Source organism: Lysobacter alkalisoli, from assembly GCF_006547045.1.
In the GTDB taxonomy this organism is placed as follows: Bacteria; Pseudomonadota; Gammaproteobacteria; order Xanthomonadales; family Xanthomonadaceae; genus Marilutibacter; species Marilutibacter alkalisoli.
The window spans coordinates 1,619,153-1,637,302 of sequence record NZ_CP041242.1 but is presented as its reverse complement, the minus strand read 5'-3'; the positions used below and the strand labels follow the sequence as shown (position 1 = coordinate 1,637,302).

At 69.1% G+C, this 18,150-nt stretch carries 19 protein-coding genes, 1 tRNA gene and 1 pseudogene; 13 read left to right on the top strand and 8 right to left on the bottom strand.

Annotated features, from left to right (window positions below; all coding sequences use genetic code 11):
• Positions 1-5: 5 nt before the first annotated feature.
• Genes FKV23_RS07115 through FKV23_RS07085 form a run of 7 tightly spaced genes read right to left on the bottom strand, consistent with a single transcriptional unit; the run spans position 6 to position 7,345 of the window.
• Entirely contained in the window at positions 6-1,211 is a 1,206-nt protein-coding gene (locus FKV23_RS07115; RefSeq protein ID WP_141623226.1) for a M24 family metallopeptidase, read from the bottom strand.
• Positions 1,208-2,797 carry an aldehyde dehydrogenase (NADP(+)) gene (locus FKV23_RS07110; protein ID WP_141623225.1) on the bottom strand — a complete coding sequence of 530 codons (1,590 nt, stop codon included), beginning with the start codon at positions 2,795-2,797 and terminating at the stop codon, positions 1,208-1,210. The genes FKV23_RS07115 and FKV23_RS07110 overlap by 4 nt, the downstream gene beginning before the upstream one ends.
• Before the next feature lies 1 nt (position 2,798).
• Positions 2,799-3,701 (bottom strand): dihydrodipicolinate synthase family protein, encoded by a 903-nt coding sequence (locus FKV23_RS07105; RefSeq protein WP_141623224.1) that lies wholly within the window; start codon positions 3,699-3,701, stop codon positions 2,799-2,801.
• Positions 3,701-5,026 carry an NAD(P)/FAD-dependent oxidoreductase gene (locus FKV23_RS07100; RefSeq protein ID WP_141625097.1) on the bottom strand — a complete coding sequence of 442 codons (1,326 nt, stop codon included), beginning with the start codon at positions 5,024-5,026 and terminating at the stop codon, positions 3,701-3,703. The genes FKV23_RS07105 and FKV23_RS07100 overlap by 1 nt, the downstream gene beginning before the upstream one ends.
• Positions 5,027-5,037: 11 nt before the next feature.
• A complete protein-coding gene (locus FKV23_RS07095; RefSeq protein WP_141623223.1) occupies positions 5,038-5,286 on the bottom strand; it encodes a 2Fe-2S iron-sulfur cluster-binding protein in 249 nt (82 codons plus the stop codon).
• Positions 5,283-6,395 (bottom strand): NAD(P)/FAD-dependent oxidoreductase, encoded by a 1,113-nt coding sequence (locus tag FKV23_RS07090; protein WP_141623222.1) that lies wholly within the window; start codon positions 6,393-6,395, stop codon positions 5,283-5,285. Before FKV23_RS07090 ends, FKV23_RS07095 begins: the two co-directional genes overlap by 4 nt.
• Positions 6,395-7,345 carry a proline racemase family protein gene (locus tag FKV23_RS07085; RefSeq protein ID WP_141625096.1) on the bottom strand — a complete coding sequence of 317 codons (951 nt, stop codon included), beginning with the start codon at positions 7,343-7,345 and terminating at the stop codon, positions 6,395-6,397. The genes FKV23_RS07090 and FKV23_RS07085 overlap by 1 nt, the downstream gene beginning before the upstream one ends.
• Before the next feature lie 151 nt (positions 7,346-7,496).
• Here FKV23_RS07085 and FKV23_RS07080 point away from each other — a divergent pair, with 151 nt between their 5' ends.
• The 11 genes and pseudogenes from FKV23_RS07080 to FKV23_RS07030 all read left to right on the top strand — a co-directional run bounded on the left by FKV23_RS07080 (position 7,497) and on the right by FKV23_RS07030 (position 15,718).
• A complete protein-coding gene (locus tag FKV23_RS07080; protein ID WP_141623221.1) occupies positions 7,497-8,204 on the top strand; it encodes an AraC family transcriptional regulator in 708 nt (235 codons plus the stop codon).
• Positions 8,205-8,313: 109 nt separating this feature from the next.
• On the top strand, positions 8,314-8,955 hold the full coding sequence (gene ccmA, locus FKV23_RS07075) for a heme ABC exporter ATP-binding protein CcmA (protein ID WP_141623220.1): 642 nt from the start codon (positions 8,314-8,316) through the stop codon (positions 8,953-8,955).
• Positions 8,952-9,638 carry a heme exporter protein CcmB gene (gene ccmB / locus FKV23_RS07070; RefSeq protein ID WP_141623219.1) on the top strand — a complete coding sequence of 229 codons (687 nt, stop codon included), beginning with the start codon at positions 8,952-8,954 and terminating at the stop codon, positions 9,636-9,638. The genes ccmA and ccmB overlap by 4 nt, the downstream gene beginning before the upstream one ends.
• Before the next feature lie 46 nt (positions 9,639-9,684).
• Positions 9,685-10,467, top strand: coding sequence for a heme ABC transporter permease CcmC (ccmC, locus tag FKV23_RS07065; protein ID WP_141623218.1), 783 nt, complete (start codon positions 9,685-9,687; stop codon positions 10,465-10,467).
• The gene (ccmD, locus tag FKV23_RS07060; RefSeq protein ID WP_141623217.1) at positions 10,464-10,649 is read left to right on the top strand and encodes a heme exporter protein CcmD; all 186 of its coding nucleotides are present in this window, start codon (positions 10,464-10,466) and stop codon (positions 10,647-10,649) included. The genes ccmC and ccmD overlap by 4 nt, the downstream gene beginning before the upstream one ends.
• 12 nt (positions 10,650-10,661) lie before the next feature.
• On the top strand, positions 10,662-11,144 hold the full coding sequence (ccmE, locus tag FKV23_RS07055; protein WP_141623216.1) for a cytochrome c maturation protein CcmE: 483 nt from the start codon (positions 10,662-10,664) through the stop codon (positions 11,142-11,144).
• A gap of 103 nt (positions 11,145-11,247) precedes the next feature.
• Positions 11,248-13,212 carry a heme lyase CcmF/NrfE family subunit gene (locus FKV23_RS07050; RefSeq protein WP_141623215.1) on the top strand — a complete coding sequence of 655 codons (1,965 nt, stop codon included), beginning with the start codon at positions 11,248-11,250 and terminating at the stop codon, positions 13,210-13,212.
• A complete protein-coding gene (locus FKV23_RS07045; protein WP_141623214.1) occupies positions 13,209-13,778 on the top strand; it encodes a DsbE family thiol:disulfide interchange protein in 570 nt (189 codons plus the stop codon). The genes FKV23_RS07050 and FKV23_RS07045 overlap by 4 nt, the downstream gene beginning before the upstream one ends.
• Entirely contained in the window at positions 13,775-14,227 is a 453-nt protein-coding gene (locus FKV23_RS07040; RefSeq protein WP_141623213.1) for a cytochrome c-type biogenesis protein, read from the top strand. The genes FKV23_RS07045 and FKV23_RS07040 overlap by 4 nt, the downstream gene beginning before the upstream one ends.
• Positions 14,227-15,252: a tetratricopeptide repeat protein gene (locus tag FKV23_RS07035; RefSeq protein WP_141623212.1), complete on the top strand. Its 1,026-nt coding sequence runs from the start codon at positions 14,227-14,229 to the stop codon at positions 15,250-15,252. Before FKV23_RS07040 ends, FKV23_RS07035 begins: the two co-directional genes overlap by 1 nt.
• Positions 15,253-15,291: 39 nt before the next feature.
• Positions 15,292-15,718: pseudogene (locus FKV23_RS07030) on the top strand (VOC family protein).
• Positions 15,719-15,833: 115 nt separating this feature from the next.
• Here the strand turns inward: FKV23_RS07030 and FKV23_RS07025 are convergent.
• A tRNA-Leu gene (locus tag FKV23_RS07025) sits at positions 15,834-15,920 on the bottom strand.
• Positions 15,921-16,210: 290 nt separating this feature from the next.
• On the opposite strand from FKV23_RS07025, the gene FKV23_RS07020 reads away from it, so the two are divergent.
• Together FKV23_RS07020 and FKV23_RS07015 are read left to right on the top strand one after the other, a co-directional pair.
• Positions 16,211-17,296, top strand: coding sequence for an aminopeptidase (locus FKV23_RS07020; RefSeq protein WP_244244125.1), 1,086 nt, complete (start codon positions 16,211-16,213; stop codon positions 17,294-17,296).
• Positions 17,287-18,081: an NRDE family protein gene (locus FKV23_RS07015; RefSeq protein ID WP_141623211.1), complete on the top strand. Its 795-nt coding sequence runs from the start codon at positions 17,287-17,289 to the stop codon at positions 18,079-18,081. Before FKV23_RS07020 ends, FKV23_RS07015 begins: the two co-directional genes overlap by 10 nt.
• The last annotated feature ends 69 nt before the right edge of the window (positions 18,082-18,150 follow it).

Here is an 18,150-nt window from a genome sequence, read left to right as displayed (position 1 = left end):
CCTCCTCAATCCGCAAACGGCCGGTCGATCGCCGGCGATGGCGGCGTGAACCAGCGCGCGCCGTCCCCGGTGACATGGAAGTGATCCTCCAGCCGCACGCCGAAGCGGCCGGGCACCACGATCATCGGTTCGTTGCTGCAGCACATTCCCGGCGCCAGCGCGGTGGCGTTGCCGCGCACCAGGTACGGCGCCTCGTGCACGCTCATGCCGCAACCGTGGCCAGTGCGGTGCGGCAGGCCCGGCAATCGGTAGTCCGGTCCCAGGCCGCCGGCTTCGAGCACCGCACGGGCGGCGGTGTCGACCGATTCGCAGGAAACACCCGGGCGCACCGCCTCGAACGCCGCCGCCTGCGCGGCCTGCTCCAGGTCCCAGATCCGCCGTTGCTCGTCATCGGCATGGCCGAAGATCCAGGTGCGGGTGATGTCGGACTGGTAGCCCTGCACGCTGCAGCCGGTGTCGATCAATACCAGCTCGCCCTCGCGCAGATGCTGCACACCGGGAATGCCGTGCGGAAACGCGGTGGCATGGCCGTACTGGACGATGCAGAAGGTGGAACCGTTGTCGGCACCCAGCGCGCGGTGTGCGCCGTCGATGAAACGCATCAGCTCGTCGGTGCCGAGACCCTCGCGCGCGAGCCCCGCGGCCAGGCGATGCACGTACAGGGTCATGTCGCAGGCCTGCTGCATCAGCGCCAGCTCGGCCGGCGACTTGCACATGCGACAGCCATCGACGATGGCGGTGGCATCGATCACGTTGGCCGCACCGAAGTGGCGGCCCAGACCGACGGCAATCGCCCAGGACGCGGCCGGATCCAGCGCCAGCGTGCCCGCGCGGCGTTCGCGCAGGGTGCGCACGACCAGCGCGTACGGGTCCTCGTGTTCCTCCCACAGCCGCTTTTCGACCGGGATTTCCAGCACCGCGTCGAGTGAGCCCTCCTCGAAGGCCGGGCAAATCAGCACCGGATCGCCGGTCAGCGTCAGCAGCATCGCCACCAGACGCTCGCTGGTGCCCCAGGGCACGCCGGCGAAATAACGCAGCGAGGTGCCGGCACTGATCAGCAGCGCATCGGCGCCTTGCGCACGCAGCAGGCGACGCGCTTCTTCCTGGCGCCGCTGGTATTCCTCAGGCTGGATCGGCTGAGCGCGGTTCGGCCAGGGCGCGAGTCGTGCCCTCGCCTGCTCCAGCGTCAGGCCGCCGATCTGCCCACTCATGTCTCGCCTCCGACATCGGCGGTGGTCCAGTGGCCGTCGATCAGGCGCTGCACGCCACCGAGGTTGCGGTCGCGCAGCTCCGGCGGCAGCAGCGCGTCGGGCACGCCGTCGTAGCAGTGCAGCGCGGCGAAGCGGCGGATGGCGGCCGGCATGCCCACCGCGGTGAAGCCGGGGTGGCCGGTGCTCGGGAACGGCCCGCCGTGCTGCTGGGCCGGGCTGACCGCCACGCCGGTCGGCATGCAACTGTTGACCAGGCGCCCGACGCGCGCGCGCAGCAGCGGCGCCAGCGCTTGCCATACCGCGTCGTCGGCGCCGTCGCCAGACCGGTAGATCGCGGCGCTCAGGTTGCCTTCAAAGGCACCGGCCACGGCCAGTGCCTGATCGAGGTCGGCGGTCCGCACCAGCAGGCTGGCCGGGCCGAAGGCCTCGGTCTGCAGGGCCGCGGGGGCACGCAGGAAATCGCTCGCTTCCACCGCGAGCAGGGTCGGGGCATAGCGATAACCGCCCTCGCCCGTCTGGCCGCCGCAGAGCAGTTGCGCACCGGCCTCGCACAGCGTCGCCACGGCCTGTTGCAGGCCGTCGAGCACCGGGCGCGAGAACAGAACCATCGGCGCCGCTGCGGCGAAATGCTGGCGCGCGCGCTCGACGAAGGCATCGCCCGCCGCGCCATGCGGCACCACCACGATGCCGGGATTGGTGCAGAACTGGCCGCTGCCGAGCGTGCAGGATGCGAAGAACTCCTGCGCCAGCGCCTCGCCCCGCTCGGCCAGCGCGCCCGGCAGCAGGAACACCGGGTTGAGGCTGGAGAGTTCGGCATAAAAGAGAACACCGACGGCATCGGCGGCCGCCTTCAGCGCCAGACCGGCGGGCCGGCTGCCGGTGAAACCGATCGCGCCCAGGCGAGCATCGCCAGCCAGGCGCTGGCCAAGCGCGTGGTCGAAGTGGTAGAGCAACTGCACGGCCGCCTCCGGCAACCCGGCTTCGCCCAGCGCCCGGTGCGCCAACTGTGCCAGGCGCAGGCTGGTGGCCGGATGCGAGGGATGGGCCTTGGCGATGACCGGATTACGCGCGGCGATGGCCGAGGCGAAATCGCTGCCGGCCACGGCATTGAAGGCGAAGGGAAAGTTGTTGGGTCCGAACACCAGCACCGGCTTCGACAGCGGTGCCAGGTGCGAGCGAAGACCGGCCTGGGTGTCGATCACCGGCTGGGCCCAACCATAAGCGCGCACCGCCTGTGCCGCCTGGCGCAGCTGCCCGCTGGTGCGCGGCAGCTCCACGCCGCGCAGTCGGGTCGGCGCCGGCAGCGCGGTTTCCGCGTGGGCCAGCGCGACCAGGGTGTCGGCGTCGGCTTCCAGCGCATCGGCATAGGCGTCGAGAAAGTCGGCGATCCGGGCCGGTTCGGCCGCAGCCAGTGCAGCGGCGGCCTCGCTGGCGGCGGCCAGCGCGGCTTCGAGGTCGGCCGCGCCGCTGACCGGGAACTCCGGGCCGATCGCCTCACCGGACGTCGGGTCCACGGCGCGGAAGGACCCGCCTGCATCCCGGCTGGGCTGCCAGCGGCCGGCGAGCAACAGCGGTTCGACGTTCATATCAACGCCCTCGGGTGGCGATGGCCTGGTCGATGACCTGCAGTGCTTCCTCGCGCTCGGCGCCTGCCAGCAGCAGACGCGGCGCGCGCACGCGCTCGCTGCCCAGCCCGGCCTGCGCCTGCATCAGTTTGATGAGCTGCACGAACTTGGGCACGGTGTCCATGCGCAGCAGCGGCAGCGACCATTCGTACAACTCGCGGGCCGCGGCATAGCCACCGTCGCGGGCCTGCTCGAACAGCCGCACCGACTCTTCCGGGAAGGCATTGACCACGCCGGCGATCCAGCCCTCCGCACCCATGGCCAGGCCCTCGACGATGAGGTCGTCCATGCCCACCAGCAGCACCAGGCGCTCGCCCAGCACTTCCTTGAGGGCGGCGAAGCGGCGGATATCGCCGGAGGATTCCTTGACCGCCTGCAGGTTGGGGAACTCGCCGGCCAGCTCGGCGATCTGGCGCGGCGTGAAGTCGGTCCGGTAGGCCACCGGGTTGTTGTAGAAGATCACCGGCAGGTCGGTGGCGCCGATCACCGCGCGCATGTGCGCGCCCATCTCGCGCCAGTCGGTGGAGTAGACGTAGGGCGGCAGCGCCATCAGGCCGCCGCAGCCGCAGGCCTTGGCCGCGCGCGCCAGCTCCACCGCCTCGCGCGTGGACAGCGCGGCGATGCCCGGCACCACCGGCACGCGTCCGTCTACCGCTGCGACCAGGGTGTCCAGGATCGCGAGCTTCGCGTCGAAGGTGAGCGTGGCGCCCTCGCCCAGCGAACCCAGCGGCACGATGGCGGTGCTGCCGGCATCGACCAGGGCCTTGGCGTGTTTGGCGAGGAAGTCGTGATCCACCTCGCCCTCAGCGGTGAACGGGGTGGTGATGGCCGGCAGCACGCCGCGCCAGAAGGAAGCGTTGTTCATCAGGTTCTACCTTGGGTTTCTGGTGTGGAAAGAGTGGCCAACGCCGCAAGGCGGGCCGGAAACAGTGGCGGCCTCACGCCGCCGACGGAGCCGTTCGTGGGCCAGGACAGCCCCAGTTCGCGCAGCGCCGTGCCGCAGATGCGGCCCTGGCAGGCGCCCATGCCGCAGCGGGTGAGCAGCTTGGCCTCGCGCATGCTTGCAAGCCCCTGCAATGCGCCCAGGGGGACGTCTTCGCAGCGGCACACCGGGGTGTCCGCAGTCGCCAAATCCAGAACGCGTGCATCAAGCGCGAAATGCCGGTGCAGATGTTCGGCAAAGGCGCGCGCGTGCCGTCGGCGCAGTCGCAGCACACGCGCCGCTTCGGGTTTGCCGGCCGCGAGGTGCCCGGCCATCGCACCCTCGACCAGGGCGCAGTCACGCCCGCCGATGCCGCAAGCCTCGCCGGCGGCGAACACGTTGCCGAGGCTGGTCCGCAGGTCGGCATCGACGGCCACCTGCGGATGCGGTCCGGGATACTCCAGCCGGCAGCCCATCAGCTGCGCCAGCTCGGTGTTGGGTACCAGGCCGTAGCCGACGGCGAGCTGGTCACAGGCGACGCGGGTGCGTCCGGCCGCCCCCTCGATCTCGACTTCGCGCAACCGGTCGTCGCCATGTGCGGCGACCACCACGCTGCCCGCGCGATAGGGCACGCCGAGCAGACGCAGGCTCAATGCCGCGGCCTGGATCAGCTTGCCCGGCCAGCGCGGCAGACCGGCGGCGAAGCGGCGCAGGTCGTCGAAAGCCGCCTGTTCGTGGATGCCCAGCACCCGCGCGCCATGCCGGCGCAGCGTGGCCGACGCCGCAAGCAGCAGCGGACCGCTGCCGGCCACCAGCACCGACTTGCCGCGCAGCGGCCAGCCCTGCTTGGCCAGCGCCTGCGCACCACCGGCACCGGTCACGCCCGGCAGGGTCCAGCCGGGAAACGGCAGCAGCAGCTCGCGCGCGCCGGTGGCCAGCACCAGTTGCCGGTAGTGGAGATGCCGTGCTCCCTGTGGTCCATCGGCCAGCAGGCAGTCCGGCTGCACCGAAACGATCTCGGTGCGCTCCAGCCAGTCGATGCCCTGCCCGCGCAGTGCGGCCAGCGCGCGGCGCGCGGCGGCGGGCACGCCGAAACGCACGTCATCCCGCCAGACCTGGCCGCCGGCACGGAGCTGCGCATCGACCAGGCCGACGCGCACCCCGTGCGAGGCAGCCGCGCGTGCCGCGGCCAGGCCGGCCGGACCGGCGCCGACTACGAGCACGTCGTAATCCGGCACGTCGTAATCCGGCACGTCGTAATGGCGCATCTTCTCCGTCGTCACGGCCCGGTCTCCACGTGCATGCCTTCACAGGCCGGGGTCATGCAGGCCCGCAACTGGGCCACGCCGTCGATGCGGACCCGGCATTCGAAGCACACGCCCATGCCGCACACGGGCGCGCGCGGGGTGCCCGCGGGTGAGCGCCGGAACACGTTCTCCGCCTGTGCCACCGCAGCGGCCACACTGGCGCCCGCCGCCACCGCCACCGACTGTCCGTTCACCGTCAGCCACACCGTCGCCGGATTCATGCCGCCATTCCTTGCAGGACCCGGTCCGGCAGGTAGGGCGCGGGATCCAGCAGCGGCGGACGCCCGAGCAGGCTGTCGATCAGCAGGCGTGCGCTGCCCAGCGCCGTGGTCACGCCCAATCCTTCGTGCCCGGCCGCCACCCACACGCCGGGGCGACCTGGGACCGGTCCCAGGTAGGGCAACCCGTCCGGAGTGGCAGGGCGAAAGCCGGTCCAGGCGCGGATGGCGCGCAGTTCGCGCAGCGCCGGCAGGAAGGTGAAGGCGCGCTGCAGCATCGCAGCCAGCGTCGCGAGAGACACCGCCGGATCCTCGACATCGAACTCGCGCGAGGAGCCGATCAGCAGCTGCCCGGTCGGACGCGGCTGGAGATTGAAGGCCACTGCGGTGCCGGCATCGGCATGCGCGGTGTCGGAATAGCCCATCTCGACCAGCTGATGGCGGATCAGTGGCGGGTAGCGGTCGGTGATGACCAGATGGCCCTTGCGCGGGCGCAACGGCAGCTCCGGCAGCAGCTGCGGCAGCGCCACTCCAGTCGCGACCAGCACCGGGCCGGAGAGCTTCTCTCCATCGTCCAGGCGCACACCGTCGGCAAGCAGCTCGCGCACCCGCCGCCCGCTGTACAACCGCGCGCCGGCCCGGCAGGCGGCGTCCACCAGCCAGCGCGCCACCCGCGGCGGATACACCACGGCCTCGCGCCCGACCTGCATGCCGCCGGCCAGGCCCGGGGCCAGTTGGGGCTCCAGCCGGCAAAGCTCGCGCGCATCGACGAATTCGGCATGAATCCCCACCTCGGCCAAGCGTGCGATCCGCTTCGGCACTGCGGCCAGCTCGGCCTCGTCGCGGGCGATCCACAGGGTGCCGCAGCGGCTGAATTCGGCATCGGCCAGCGTGGCAAAGCGCTCCCACAGGCGCAGCGACGCGGCCGCCAGCACCAGTTCGGCCGGCGCATCGTCCAAAGCCACCAGATGCCCCATGCCCGCCGCCGTGGTGCCGCCGCCGACCGGCCCCGGCTCCACCACCGCCACCCGCAGCCCCGCCTCGGCCGCGGCCTCGGCACAGGCCGCGCCGACGATGCCGGCACCGGCCACGATGAGGTCGAAGCAGTCCATCAGGCCGCCGTTCCGCCGTCGATACCCCAGGCAAAGGGATCGGCCGGATCGATCAGCAGCTGCGCCCGCGCGGTGATGTGCGCGGTGCCGGCGATGCGCGGCAGGATGCCGCGTCCGCGGCGCTGGTAGCTGGCCTCGAAGGCGGTGCCCAGGATGCCTTGCTGCACCCAGACCTCGCCCTCGGCCAGCTTGCCGTCGGCGGCCAGGCAGGCCAGCTTGGCGCTGGTGCCGGTGCCACAGGGCGAGCGGTCGTAGGCCAGCCCCGGGCACAGCACGAAGTTGCGCGCCTGTCCGCTGCCATCCGGAGCGATGCCGTTGACCTCGATGTGGTCGATCGGGTTGCCGTTCTCGCCGGCAAGGCCGTCGCGCTCCAGTGCCCGTCGAATGCTTTCGGTGTAGGCGCTCAGCTGGCGCTGATTGGACAGGGTCAAGGCGCAGGGCGACTGTGCGGTGATGAAGAACCAGTTGCCGCCCCAGGCGATGTCGCCACGCACCATGCCATGGCCTGGCACCGCGACCTCGACGTCGGCCCGCCAGCGGTAGCTCTCGACGTTCTCGACCGAGACCCGGCCGTCCCCGTCCAGCTCTGCATCCACCGTGCCCACCGGCGTCTGGATGCGGTGCCGGCCCGGTCCGATCCGCCCCAGCTCGGCCAGGGTACGCACCACGCCGATGGTGCCGTGCCCGCACATGCCCAGGGTGCCGACGTTGTTGAAGAAGATCACGCCGGTACAGGCCTGCGGATCGGTCGGCGGCAGCAGCAGCGCACCCACCAGCACGTCCGAGCCGCGCGGCTCGCAGGCGATGGCGCGGCGCCAGGCGTCGTACTCGCGGCCGAAGCGTTCGCGGCACTGCGCCAGGTCGCCGCCGCCCAGGTCGGGGAAGCCGGCCACCACGACCCGGGTCGGTTCGCCGGCGGTATGGGAATCGATGATGTCGATCGCGTGCATGTTTTCCATGCTCGCACCCGCCCTTTGGCGGGAATAGCGCCGGAATCGCCCCCCTGATGCGGGATTCGGCACAAACCGTCAACGGCGCCGAATCTGCCGCTAGGCTAGGATCGGCGCAATCCGGTTGGCGAACCTCATGTTGTCGAACCCCATGGACCCAGTCCTGCCCGCACTGGAAGTACAGGCCCTGTTCGACGTCCTGGCCGATACCGTGTTCTTCATCAAGGACCGCGAAGGCCGCTACACGCACTGCAACCACACCCTGATGCGCAGGCTTGGACGCAAACGTCGCGACGACGTGATCGGCCGCTCCGCCACCGAGGTCTTCCCGCCGCCGCTGGGCGCCACCTACCACTCGCAGGATCGCCGGGTGTTGCGCGGCGAAACGATCAGTGACCAGCTCGAAGTCCACCTCTACCCCAACCGCCGCCCCGGTTGGTGCCTGACACTCAAGCGCCCGCTCCTTGTCCATGGCCGGATCAGCGGCCTGATCGGCGTCTCGCGCGACCTGGGCCGGCCCGACAGCCGCCACGCCGCCTATGGCCAGCTGGAGAAGGTGATGGCGCACATGCAGGCCCACCTCGACCGCAACCTGCGCATCCCCGCACTCGCCGAACTGGCCGGCGTGTCCGTGGCGCAACTCGAGCGCCAGTTCCGCCACGTATTCCAGGTGACCCCGCAGCAGCACCTCATCAAGCTGCGGATCGAACTGGCCATGCGGCTGCTGCACGGCGAGGACAGCATCGCCAGCATCGGACAGCAGTGCGGCTTCAGCGACCAGAGCGCGTTTGCGCGGCAGTTCAAGGCCACCGTCGGCATGACCCCGCGCGAGTATCGCAACCTGAAGAGTTGCCTTTGAGCGCACGGCCAACGGCTCATGCCGAGGGAAACTTTCGCAAGCTCCGGACGACGCCCCGACCCGCGTAGAATGTCGGCTCCGCGGCCGCATGGCCGTCCGCGCTGATCCGATGAGCCGACCCGTCTCTTCCTCCACATTGCTCGAAGTCCACAACCTGGGGTTCTCGCGCAACGAGCTGCCGGTGTTCGGACCGCTGGACTTCAGCGTTTCGGCCGGCGAAGCGTTGCTGGTGCAGGGAGACAACGGCTCCGGCAAGACCACCCTTCTGCGGGTGCTGGCCGGGTTGCTACGCGCCGACAGCGGCGAGATCGCGATCGGGGGGCAGCCCGCCGAACCGTTGCGCCGGGCCCGCGCGATCGCCTACCTCGGCCATCTGCCGGGACTGAAGGCCGACCTCAGCGTGCTGGAGAACCTGCACCACCTGTGCGGCCTGCATGGGCAGCGCGACACCCAGTCGATCGAAAGCGCCCTGGCCGTGGTCGGCCTGTCCGGCTACGAGGACGCCCTCGCCCGCCAGCTCTCGGCCGGACAGAAGAAGCGGCTGTCGCTGGCCCGGTTGTGGTTGTCGCCAGCGCCGCTATGGCTGATGGACGAACCCTACGCCAACCTCGACCTGGAGGGCATCGAGCTGGTCAACCGCATGGTTCGCGCGCATCTGGACGACGGCGGTGCCTCGCTGGTCACCACTCATGGCGCCTATGCCGCGCCGCCTGTACGGACCCGGTTGCTCGAACTCGGGAAGGCCGCATGAGCGCCGCACCCACCCTGTTCACAACCGCTCGTGCGCTGGTCGCCCGCGACCTGCAGCTGGTCTGGAGGCGCCGGGGCGACGCCCTGCAACCGGCCCTGTTCGCGCTGCTGATGGTGGTGCTGTTCGCGCTGGCGCTGGGCAACGAGCCCAATACTCTTGCCGAGGTGGCCCCGGCGGTGCTGTGGCTGGCGGTGCTGCTGGCGGGGCTGCTGTCACTGGACAGCCTGTTCCGCGGCGACGCCGAGGACGGCTCGCTGGAACAGTGGATGCTGGCACCCGTGCCGCTGGCCTGGCTGGTCGGTGTGCGCACGTTCATGCACTGGGCCACCACCGCGCTGCCGTTGCTGATCGCCGCGCCGGTGCTGGGCGAGATGTTGCACCTGCCCCACGACCAGTTGCCGGTGCTGATGGGATCGCTGGCACTGGGCACGCCGTTGCTGAGTCTGGTCGGCGCGGTGGTCGCCGCACTGACGATCGGGATGAGGCGCTCCGGTATACTTGTCGCCCTGTTGGCATTGCCCCTGTACGTGCCCATTCTGGTGTTCGGCGCGGGCAGTGTCACCGCCGCCGCCCAGGGACACGATGTCGTGGGCGCGATGCTGCTGCTGGCCGCGGGACTGGTCCTGGCGGTGGTGCTGGCGCCGATCGCCGCTGCCGCCGCCATCCGCATCGCCTTGAGTTGAGCCCCTCACCCCGGCCCTCTCCCGCAAGCGGGAGAGGGAGAAGCAAATGAGCCCAATCATCCTCTGGTTCCATAAACTCGGATCGCCGCCCTACTTCGACCGCTTCGCCGCGCGTTGGGCGCCGTGGAGCTACGGCATCGGCCTGTTGCTGATGGCGGTGGGTCTGTACGGCGGCCTGTTCATGGCGCCGGCCGACTACCAGCAGGGCGACAGCTTCCGCATCCTCTACATCCACGTGCCGGCCGCATGGATGAGCATGGCGGTGTTCGCGGCGATGGCCTTCTACGCCGCCATCGCGCTGATCTGGCGAATCAAGCTGTGCGAGATCCTGGCGATGGCCTGCGCGCCGATCGGCGCCGGCTTCACCTTCATCACCCTCGCCACCGGTTCGATCTGGGGCAAGCCGATGTGGGGCACGTGGTGGGACTGGGATCCGCGCCTGACCACCGAGCTGGTGTTGTTGTTCATGTATCTGGGGGTGATCGGCCTCTACCACGCCATCGACGACCGCCGCGCCGCCGCCCGTGCCGCCGGACTGCTGGCGATCGTCGGCGTGGTGCTGCTGCCGGTGATCCGCTACTCGGTGGTGTGGTGGAACTCGCTGCACCAGGGCCAGACGATCCGCCTGTTCGGCGAATCGAGCATGGATTCGAGCATGATGTGGCCGTTGTGGTGGGTGGTGATCGGCACCAAGTTCTGGTTCCTCGGCTCACTGCTGGCCCGCGCGCGTGCCGACAACCTGCGCCGCGAGGCCGACAAGGCCTGGGTCGGCGCGCTTGCCACGAGCGCCCCCCCAACGCATTCACCCATCGCCGGGGACCACAGATGAGCTATCTCGGCTACGTGGTCGCCGCCTACGCGGTATTCGTGCTGGTGATGGTCTGGGATTGGCTGTCGCCGCAGCTGCAGCTCCGCCGCGAACTGCGTCGCGTCCGGCTGCGTGCCGCCCGTCGGACCGCGCACGCGCAGCGCGAGGCAAGCCGCGCACCCTCCGAAGAACTGACCCGCTGAGTCCATCAAGAAATGAATCCAACACGCCGCCGCCGACTGATCTGGGTACTGGCCCTGGTCGCCGCCGCCGCCATTGCCGCGGCACTGGTGGCCATGGCCCTGCAACGCAACATCGCCTACCTGTATACGCCTGGCGAGATCATCAGCGGCGAGGCCGGCGAGCGTGTCAGTTCCGGCGAGACCCGTTTCCGCCTTGGCGGCATGGTGGCCAAGGGATCGTTCAATCGCCCAGAGGGCTCGCTGGAAGCCAACTTCCGCGTCACCGACGGCGATGCCGAAATGGAGGTCCGCTACAGCGGCATCCTCCCGGACCTGTTCCGCGAGGACCAGGCGGTAGTCGCCACCGGCCGCATGCAAGGCGATACCTTCGTCGCCGAGGAGATCCTCGCCAAGCACGACGAGACCTACATGCCGAAGGAAGTCGCCGACAAGATGGGCAAGGCGCACGAGAAGCATGATGTGCCGGCACAACCCGCCACAGGAAAGTCACCTTGAACTCCGATATCGTCATTCCCGCGAAAGCGGGAATCTCGCTTCCCGGAACGAATGCCAAGAGACGAGATTCCCGCTTTCGCGGGAATGACGGATTCTGATCCTCATGCTCCCCGAACTCGCCCAAGTCGCCCTGATCCTCGCCCTGCTGGTCGCCGCCCTGCAAACCGCCCTGCCCCTGCTCGGCGCGCATCGGGGACTACCCGCATGGATGGCGATCGCACGGCCGGCTGCCTACGCGCAGCTGGTGCTGGTCGCGATTGCGTACGCGATCCTGACCCACGCTTTCATCATCGGCGACTTCTCGGTCGCCTATGTCCAGCAGCACAGCAACAGCCTGCTGCCACTGGGCTACCGCATCACCGCGGTGTGGGGTTCGCACGAGGGCTCGCTGCTGCTGTGGGTGCTGGTGATCGCGCTATGGTCCGCGGCAGTGGCACTGTTCTCCAGGCGCCTGCCGGACACCGTGATCGCCCGCGTACTCGGGGTGATGGGCATCGTCGCACTCGGCTTCCTCGCTTTCCTGATCTTCACCAGCAATCCGTTCACGCGCTTGCTGCCGGCGGCGGCCGAGGGCCACGACCTCAACCCGCTGCTGCAGGATCCGGGCATGGCGATCCACCCGCCGATGCTCTACATGGGCTATGTCGGCTTCGCGGTGTCGTTCGCGTTCTCGGTCGCGGCGCTGATCGACGGCAAGGTGGATGCGCGCTGGCTGCGCTGGACACGGCCGTGGACCAACATCGCCTGGGCATTCCTGACCTTCGGCATCGCGCTGGGCAGCTGGTGGGCCTACTACGAGCTGGGCTGGGGCGGCTGGTGGTTCTGGGATCCGGTCGAGAACGCCAGCTTCATGCCCTGGCTGGCCGGCGCCGCGCTGATCCATTCGCAGGCGGTGACCGAGAAGCGCGGCAGCTTCCGCAGCTGGACGTTGCTGCTGGCCATCGCCACGTTCTCGCTGTCGCTGCTGGGCGCGTTCCTGGTCCGCTCGGGTGTGCTGACCAGCGTGCATTCGTTCGCCGCCGACCCGGCGCGCGGCGTGTTCATCCTCGTGTTCCTCGCCATCGTCATCGGCGGCTCGCTGCTGCTGTATGCGCTGCGCGCGCCGTCGACCGCCGAAGATGACCGCCCTGCCGATGGCAAACCTTTCGCCGCCAGTTCGCGCGAAACCCTGCTGCTGCTCAACAACCTACTGCTGGCGACCGCCTGCGCGATGGTCCTGCTCGGCACCCTGTATCCGCTGCTGGCCGACGCGCTGGACATGGGCAAGATCTCGGTCGGCCCGCCCTATTTCGCGCTGATGTTCATGCTGCTGATGGCGCCGCTGGTGCTGCTGCTGCCATTCGGCCCGCTGACCCGATGGCAGCGCGAGCAGGCCGGCAGACCGCTGGCGATGCTGGCGCCATGGTTCGGGCTGGCGCTGGTGATGGGGGCGATCGCATTCTTCACCGCACCGCAGGGGCAGTGGAAGGTCGCCGCAGGCATCGCCGGCGCAGCCTGGGTCGGCTTCGGCACCCTGCGTTTCGTCTGGGCACGGTTCAAGGCCAGCGGCCGGCTGACCGCCGAGATGGCCGGCATGGCGCTGGCGCACTTCGGCGTCGCCATATTCCTGGTCGGCGCACTGCTGACCGAGGGCCTGAGCACCCAGCGCGAAGTCGCAGTGACGCCGGGGGAATCGGTCGAGCTGGGCGGCTACCGCTTCCGCTTCGACAAGGTCGAACGCGTGCCTGGTCCGAACTACATGTCCGACCACGGCACCGTCACCGTGTTCGAGGGCGAGGGCCCGGCTGAGCGCCGTCTCGGCGTGCTGCATCCGGAAAAGCGCACCTACCTCAGTGGCGGTCAGGTAATGACGGAATCGGCAATCCAGCGCGGTTTCACCCGCGATCTGTATGTTGCGCTCGGCGAACCGCTCGGCGGCGGCAGCTGGGCGCTGCGGGCGCACGTCAAACCCTTCGTGCGCTGGATCTGGGCCGGTGCGCTGCTGATGATGCTGGGCGGTCTGGTCACCGCTGCCGACCGACGATTCCGGACCATGCCGTCAGCCCGCCAGATGGAGAACTCCGCATGACCGGTACCCCGAGTCCGTCCCGCTCGATCCTGCGCTGGCTGCCGCTGGGCCTGGTCGCATTGCTGGGCGCCCTGCTCGCCGCCGGCGTCTGGCTCAGTCGCGATCCGGGCCGCGAAAAACTGCCCTCGCCGCTGATCGGCAAGCCGGCACCGGAATTCGCCTTGCCCGTCCTGCACGAGGCCGGCCGGCTGGTCTCCTCCGACGACCTGCGCGGCGCGCCGTACCTGCTCAACGTCTGGGGCAGCTGGTGCCCCGAATGCCGGGTCGAGCACCCGGTGCTGACCCGCTTCGCCGAAACCAAGCGCGTACGCGTGATCGGCTACAACTGGAAGGATGAACACGCCGACGCACTGCGCTGGCTCGAGCAGTTCGGCAATCCGTACTGGCTGGTGCTGGTCGACTACGACGGCAGGCACGCGATCGACTGGGGCATCTACGGCGCCCCGGAAACCTTTCTCGTCGACGGCGACGGCATCATCCGCTGGAAGCATGTCGGCGCGGTGACCGACGCGGTGATCCGCGATGAACTGGTGCCATTGCTGGACCGGATCGAGAGGGCGCAATGAGAGTCATCCTTGCCTCCGTCCTTGCCCTGCTCCTGTCATTGTCATCGGTGGCCGTTCCCGCCCTGGCACAGTCCAACCCCAACCCCGCCCCGCTCGAGTTCCGCGACCCCGCCGAGGAACAGCGCTTCCACGACCTCGTCCTCGAACTGCGCTGCGTGATGTGCCAGAACCAGTCGCTGGCCGACTCCAACGCGCAGATCGCCGTCGACCTGCGCCGCGAAGTGCTCGAGCTCATTCGCCAGGGCAAGAACGACGCTGAGGTCAAGGAATTCCTGGTCGCCCGCTACGGCGAGTTCGTGCTCTACCGCCCGCAGGTGAAATCGCACACCTGGCTGCTGTGGTTCGGTCCCGCGCTGGTACTGCTGGCCGGCGCGATCGGAATCACCATCATCGTCCGCCGCCGCTCCGGCAACGCGCCGGTGCCGCCTGACGATTCGCAGGAGTGGTAATGACCGCCACCGTCGCCCTCTTCATCACTCTTGCCACGGTGCTGACCGTGCTCGCGCTTGGCTATGTGTTGCGCCCGTTGTGGAAGGATGCACGTGTTGCCGGCGCCGCCCTCACCATCGCACTGCTCGTGCTGTCCGGCACCCTGTATTTCGTACTCGGTACCCCGGACGCGCTCGACCCCGCGCGCCGCGCCGCCCCGGAAACCCTCGACGACGCCATCGCCCAGCTCGAAGCCCGGCTCGCGGAAAACCCCGACCAGCCCGAGGGCTGGCGCCTGCTTGGCAACACCTGGATCACCCTCGGCGAGGGCGAACGCGCCGAACAGGCCTATCGCAAGGCACTGGAGCTGGTACCGGACGACCCCGGGCTGCTGACCGAACTGGTCGAAGCCCGTGCCATGACCACGCCCGGCCGTCGGATCGACGACGAAAGCATCGCCCTGCTCGACCGCGCCCTCGAACAGGATCCCATGCACCAGCGCGCCCGCTGGTTCCTCGGCATCGCCCACCGCCAGGCCGAACAGCCGGCCGAGGCGGTGAAGGCCTGGGAGCCCCTGCTTGGCGTGGTCGAGGCCGCTACCGCCGCGGCCCTGCGCGAACAGATCAACCTTGCCCGCGCCGACGCCGGCATGGAGCCACTGCCGGAAGCCCCGATTGAAGCCCCGACTGCAGCCGATCAGACCGGCATCACCATCGCGGTATCCCTCGACCCCGAACTCGGCCTGCGATTGCCGCCCGGCGCCACCCTGTTCGTCATCGCCCGCCAGCCCGACGGCCCGCCGATGCCGGTCGCGGTGAAGAAACTGCCCGTCACCCAGTTCCCGATCATCATCACCCTCGGCGACGGCGACGGCCCGATGCCGACGATGAAGCTCTCCCAACTCGACACCGTCGAACTCGTCGCCCGTATTTCCGCCAGCGGCAATGCCACCCCGGCGAGCGGGGATTTCACCTCCGAGACCACCCGGGTGACAAATGGTGAGGGCGTGAAGGCTGCGCTTTTGATCGACCGCGTCGCACCGTAGCCGCTGCGCGGCCGGTCCCCGCACCGGAGCCGGTATCCCATGAAACAATCGCTCGGCCTCGTTTCGCTCGTCGTCCGCGACTATGACGAAGCCATCGAATTCTTTGTCGGCACGCTCGGCTTCAGGCTCGTCGAGGATACGTTCGTACCCGAGCAATCCAAGCGATGGGTGGTCGTCTCTCCTCCGGGCGCATCTGAATGTCAGCTCCTGCTTGCACGTGCCTCGAATTCCGGATCAGGAGAGCCGCATTGGCAGCCAGACCGACGGCCGGGTATTCCTTTTCCTCTACACCGACAACTTCTGGCGGGACTACGAGGCCTACAGGTCGAAGGGCGTGACATTCGTCCGCGCGCCGCGGGACGAGCCCTACGGGACCGTTGCCGTATTCCTCGATCTCTACGGCAACATGTGGGATCTGCTGCAGCCCACGCAATCGCACCTCATACACCGCAGTGGCGACGCCTGACAAAACCATGCATCGCCATGCATCCGCGCATCGGGAACGCCCCGGCACGCAGGCATGAAAAAACCCGCCGAAGCGGGCTTCCTGTCTGCGGCACGCACTCTGCCGCTACTGCACATGGTGCCGGAGGTGGGACTCGAACCCACACGCTTTTAAGGGCGGCGGATTTTGAATCCGCTGCGTCTACCGATTCCGCCACTCCGGCGCGGCCGGGCAGTATAGCCGAGTGAATGCGGCACGGGAATGTGTTTGGGCCACCGGAGGTCGGGCAATGAGAAGACCCGGTCTTCCAAGTCTCCGTCGCTTGGTCGGCCGGGCCTTCTTGGCCGGGCGAGTTGCGCAGGCTTGTGCGTGTGTCGTGCTTGCCTGTCACCATCCCGTCCGGTGGAATGATGCTATGCCGCTCCGCCCTGACTGTCGTTACATGGATGTGAATGAACAGGTGCCGCCCGTCGGCCCGAGAAATCCCGCCTGTCACCCGATGCCCTCACGCCCGTGTTCCCACGCCTGCCCCGCTCCACCGCTTTGCTGACCCTGTCGATGCTGGTCCTGCTGCTGGCCGGCTGCCGGACGCTGGGCTACTACGCCCATGTCAGCCACGGGCAACTGGCCCTGATGGCCAGGCGCGAGCCGATCGAGCTCCTGATCGCGGATCCGGTTACCGAGCCGGCCTTGCGCGCACAGCTGGCCGAGCTGCGCGAGGCACGCGTGTTCGCCTCCGAGCGGCTGGGGCTGCCGCGCAACCGCAGCTATACCCGCTATGTCGCCCTGGACGCGCCCTACGTAACCTGGAACGTGTTCGCCGCGCCGGAGTTCTCGGTGGAGGCATTGACGCATTGCTTCCCGGTCGCCGGCTGCGTGGCCTATCGCGGCTATTTCGACCCGGACAAGGCGAAACGGGAAGCCGAGCGGCTGCGGGCGCGTGGTTACCAGACCTGGATCGGTGGTGCGGAGGCCTATTCCACCCTCGGCTGGTTCGCCGACCCGGTACTGAGCACCATGATCGGCACGAACAGCGACGACACCATCGGCTTGCTGTTCCACGAGTTGGCGCACCAGTGGCTGTACGTGCGCGACGACACCGCCTTCAACGAATCGCTGGCGACCTTTGTCGCGCGGAAAGGCCTGGCGGAGTGGCGACAAACGCGTGCTGAGCCACCGCCGGACCGGGAACGGGACGCGCACGAACGGGCCTTCACCGAGCGTGCGCTGGAACTGCGCGAAACGCTGGCCTCGATCTACCGGCGCCCGATTACCCACGAGGCGATGCGAACCGAACGCGAGGCGGCGATCGCAACGTTCCGCGCGTGGCATGCCGAGGCCCGGCGGACGCGCTGGCCCGACGATCCACGCTTCGACCGCTGGGTCTCGGAGCCGATCAACAACGCCAAACTGGTGCCGCTGGGGCTGTACGACGGCTGGGTGCCGGCGTTCGAGGCGTTGTTCCGGCAGGTGGATGGGGACTGGGAGGCGTTCCGCGCCGGGGTCGAGGCGTTGGCGAGGCGGCCGAAGGCCGAGCGGGACAAGGTGCTGGAGGAAGTGACGGAGGAAAACTCACTTACCATTCCCGCATGTGCCTGATCGCCCTGGCCTGGAAGGCCCACCCCCGCTACCGGCTGGCGCTGATCGCCAACCGCGATGAATTCCACCAGCGGCCGTCCGCCGCCGCAGGCTGGAATCCCGAGTTGCCGGATGTCTACGGCGGCCGCGACCTGGTGCAGGGTGGCGGCTGGCTGATGGTGTCGACACGGCGGCGACTGGCGGCTGTCACCAACGTCCGTGCCGGCCCGGCCGCGTCACCGGCACCGCGCTCGCGCGGCGCGCTGGTGCGCGGATTTGCCGACAGCACCGCGTCGACGGACGACTGGCTGGACGCATTGGCCACGGAGGCGCCGGACCATGGCCGCTTCAACCTGTTGGCCTGGGACGGCGACACGTTGGGTTTTGCCAGCAACCACCCGGCGTTCACGCGGGCGACGGTCGCGCCGGGACTGCATGCGATGTCGAACGGCGCCTTCGATGCATCCTGGCCGAAGAGCGGGCACGCGACGCGGGCGCTGCAGGAATGGCTGGATACGCCGGCGGCAATGGATCGCGAGCGCGACGACATCGCCAGCCTGGCGCCACTGCTGGCGGCGCTGGCCGAGACCACGCCGGCACCGGACGCGGAGCTGCCGGATACAGGCGTCGGACTGGAACTGGAGCGGATGCTTTCGCCTGCCTTCGTGATCGGCGAGCACTACGGCACCCGCTGCAGCACGGTGGTGCTGGTGGAGGATGCATGCATCACTTTCTTCGAGCGTCGGTTCGGGCCGGAGGGCGTGGTGCTTGGGGAAGGATCGGAAGTGATCGGCACGACCCGGTAGCAGTGGCGGGAGCCGCTTTTCACTCCCGCTTCTGCACGATCGCGGCTCACGCCGCGCCTGCGGGTGGAG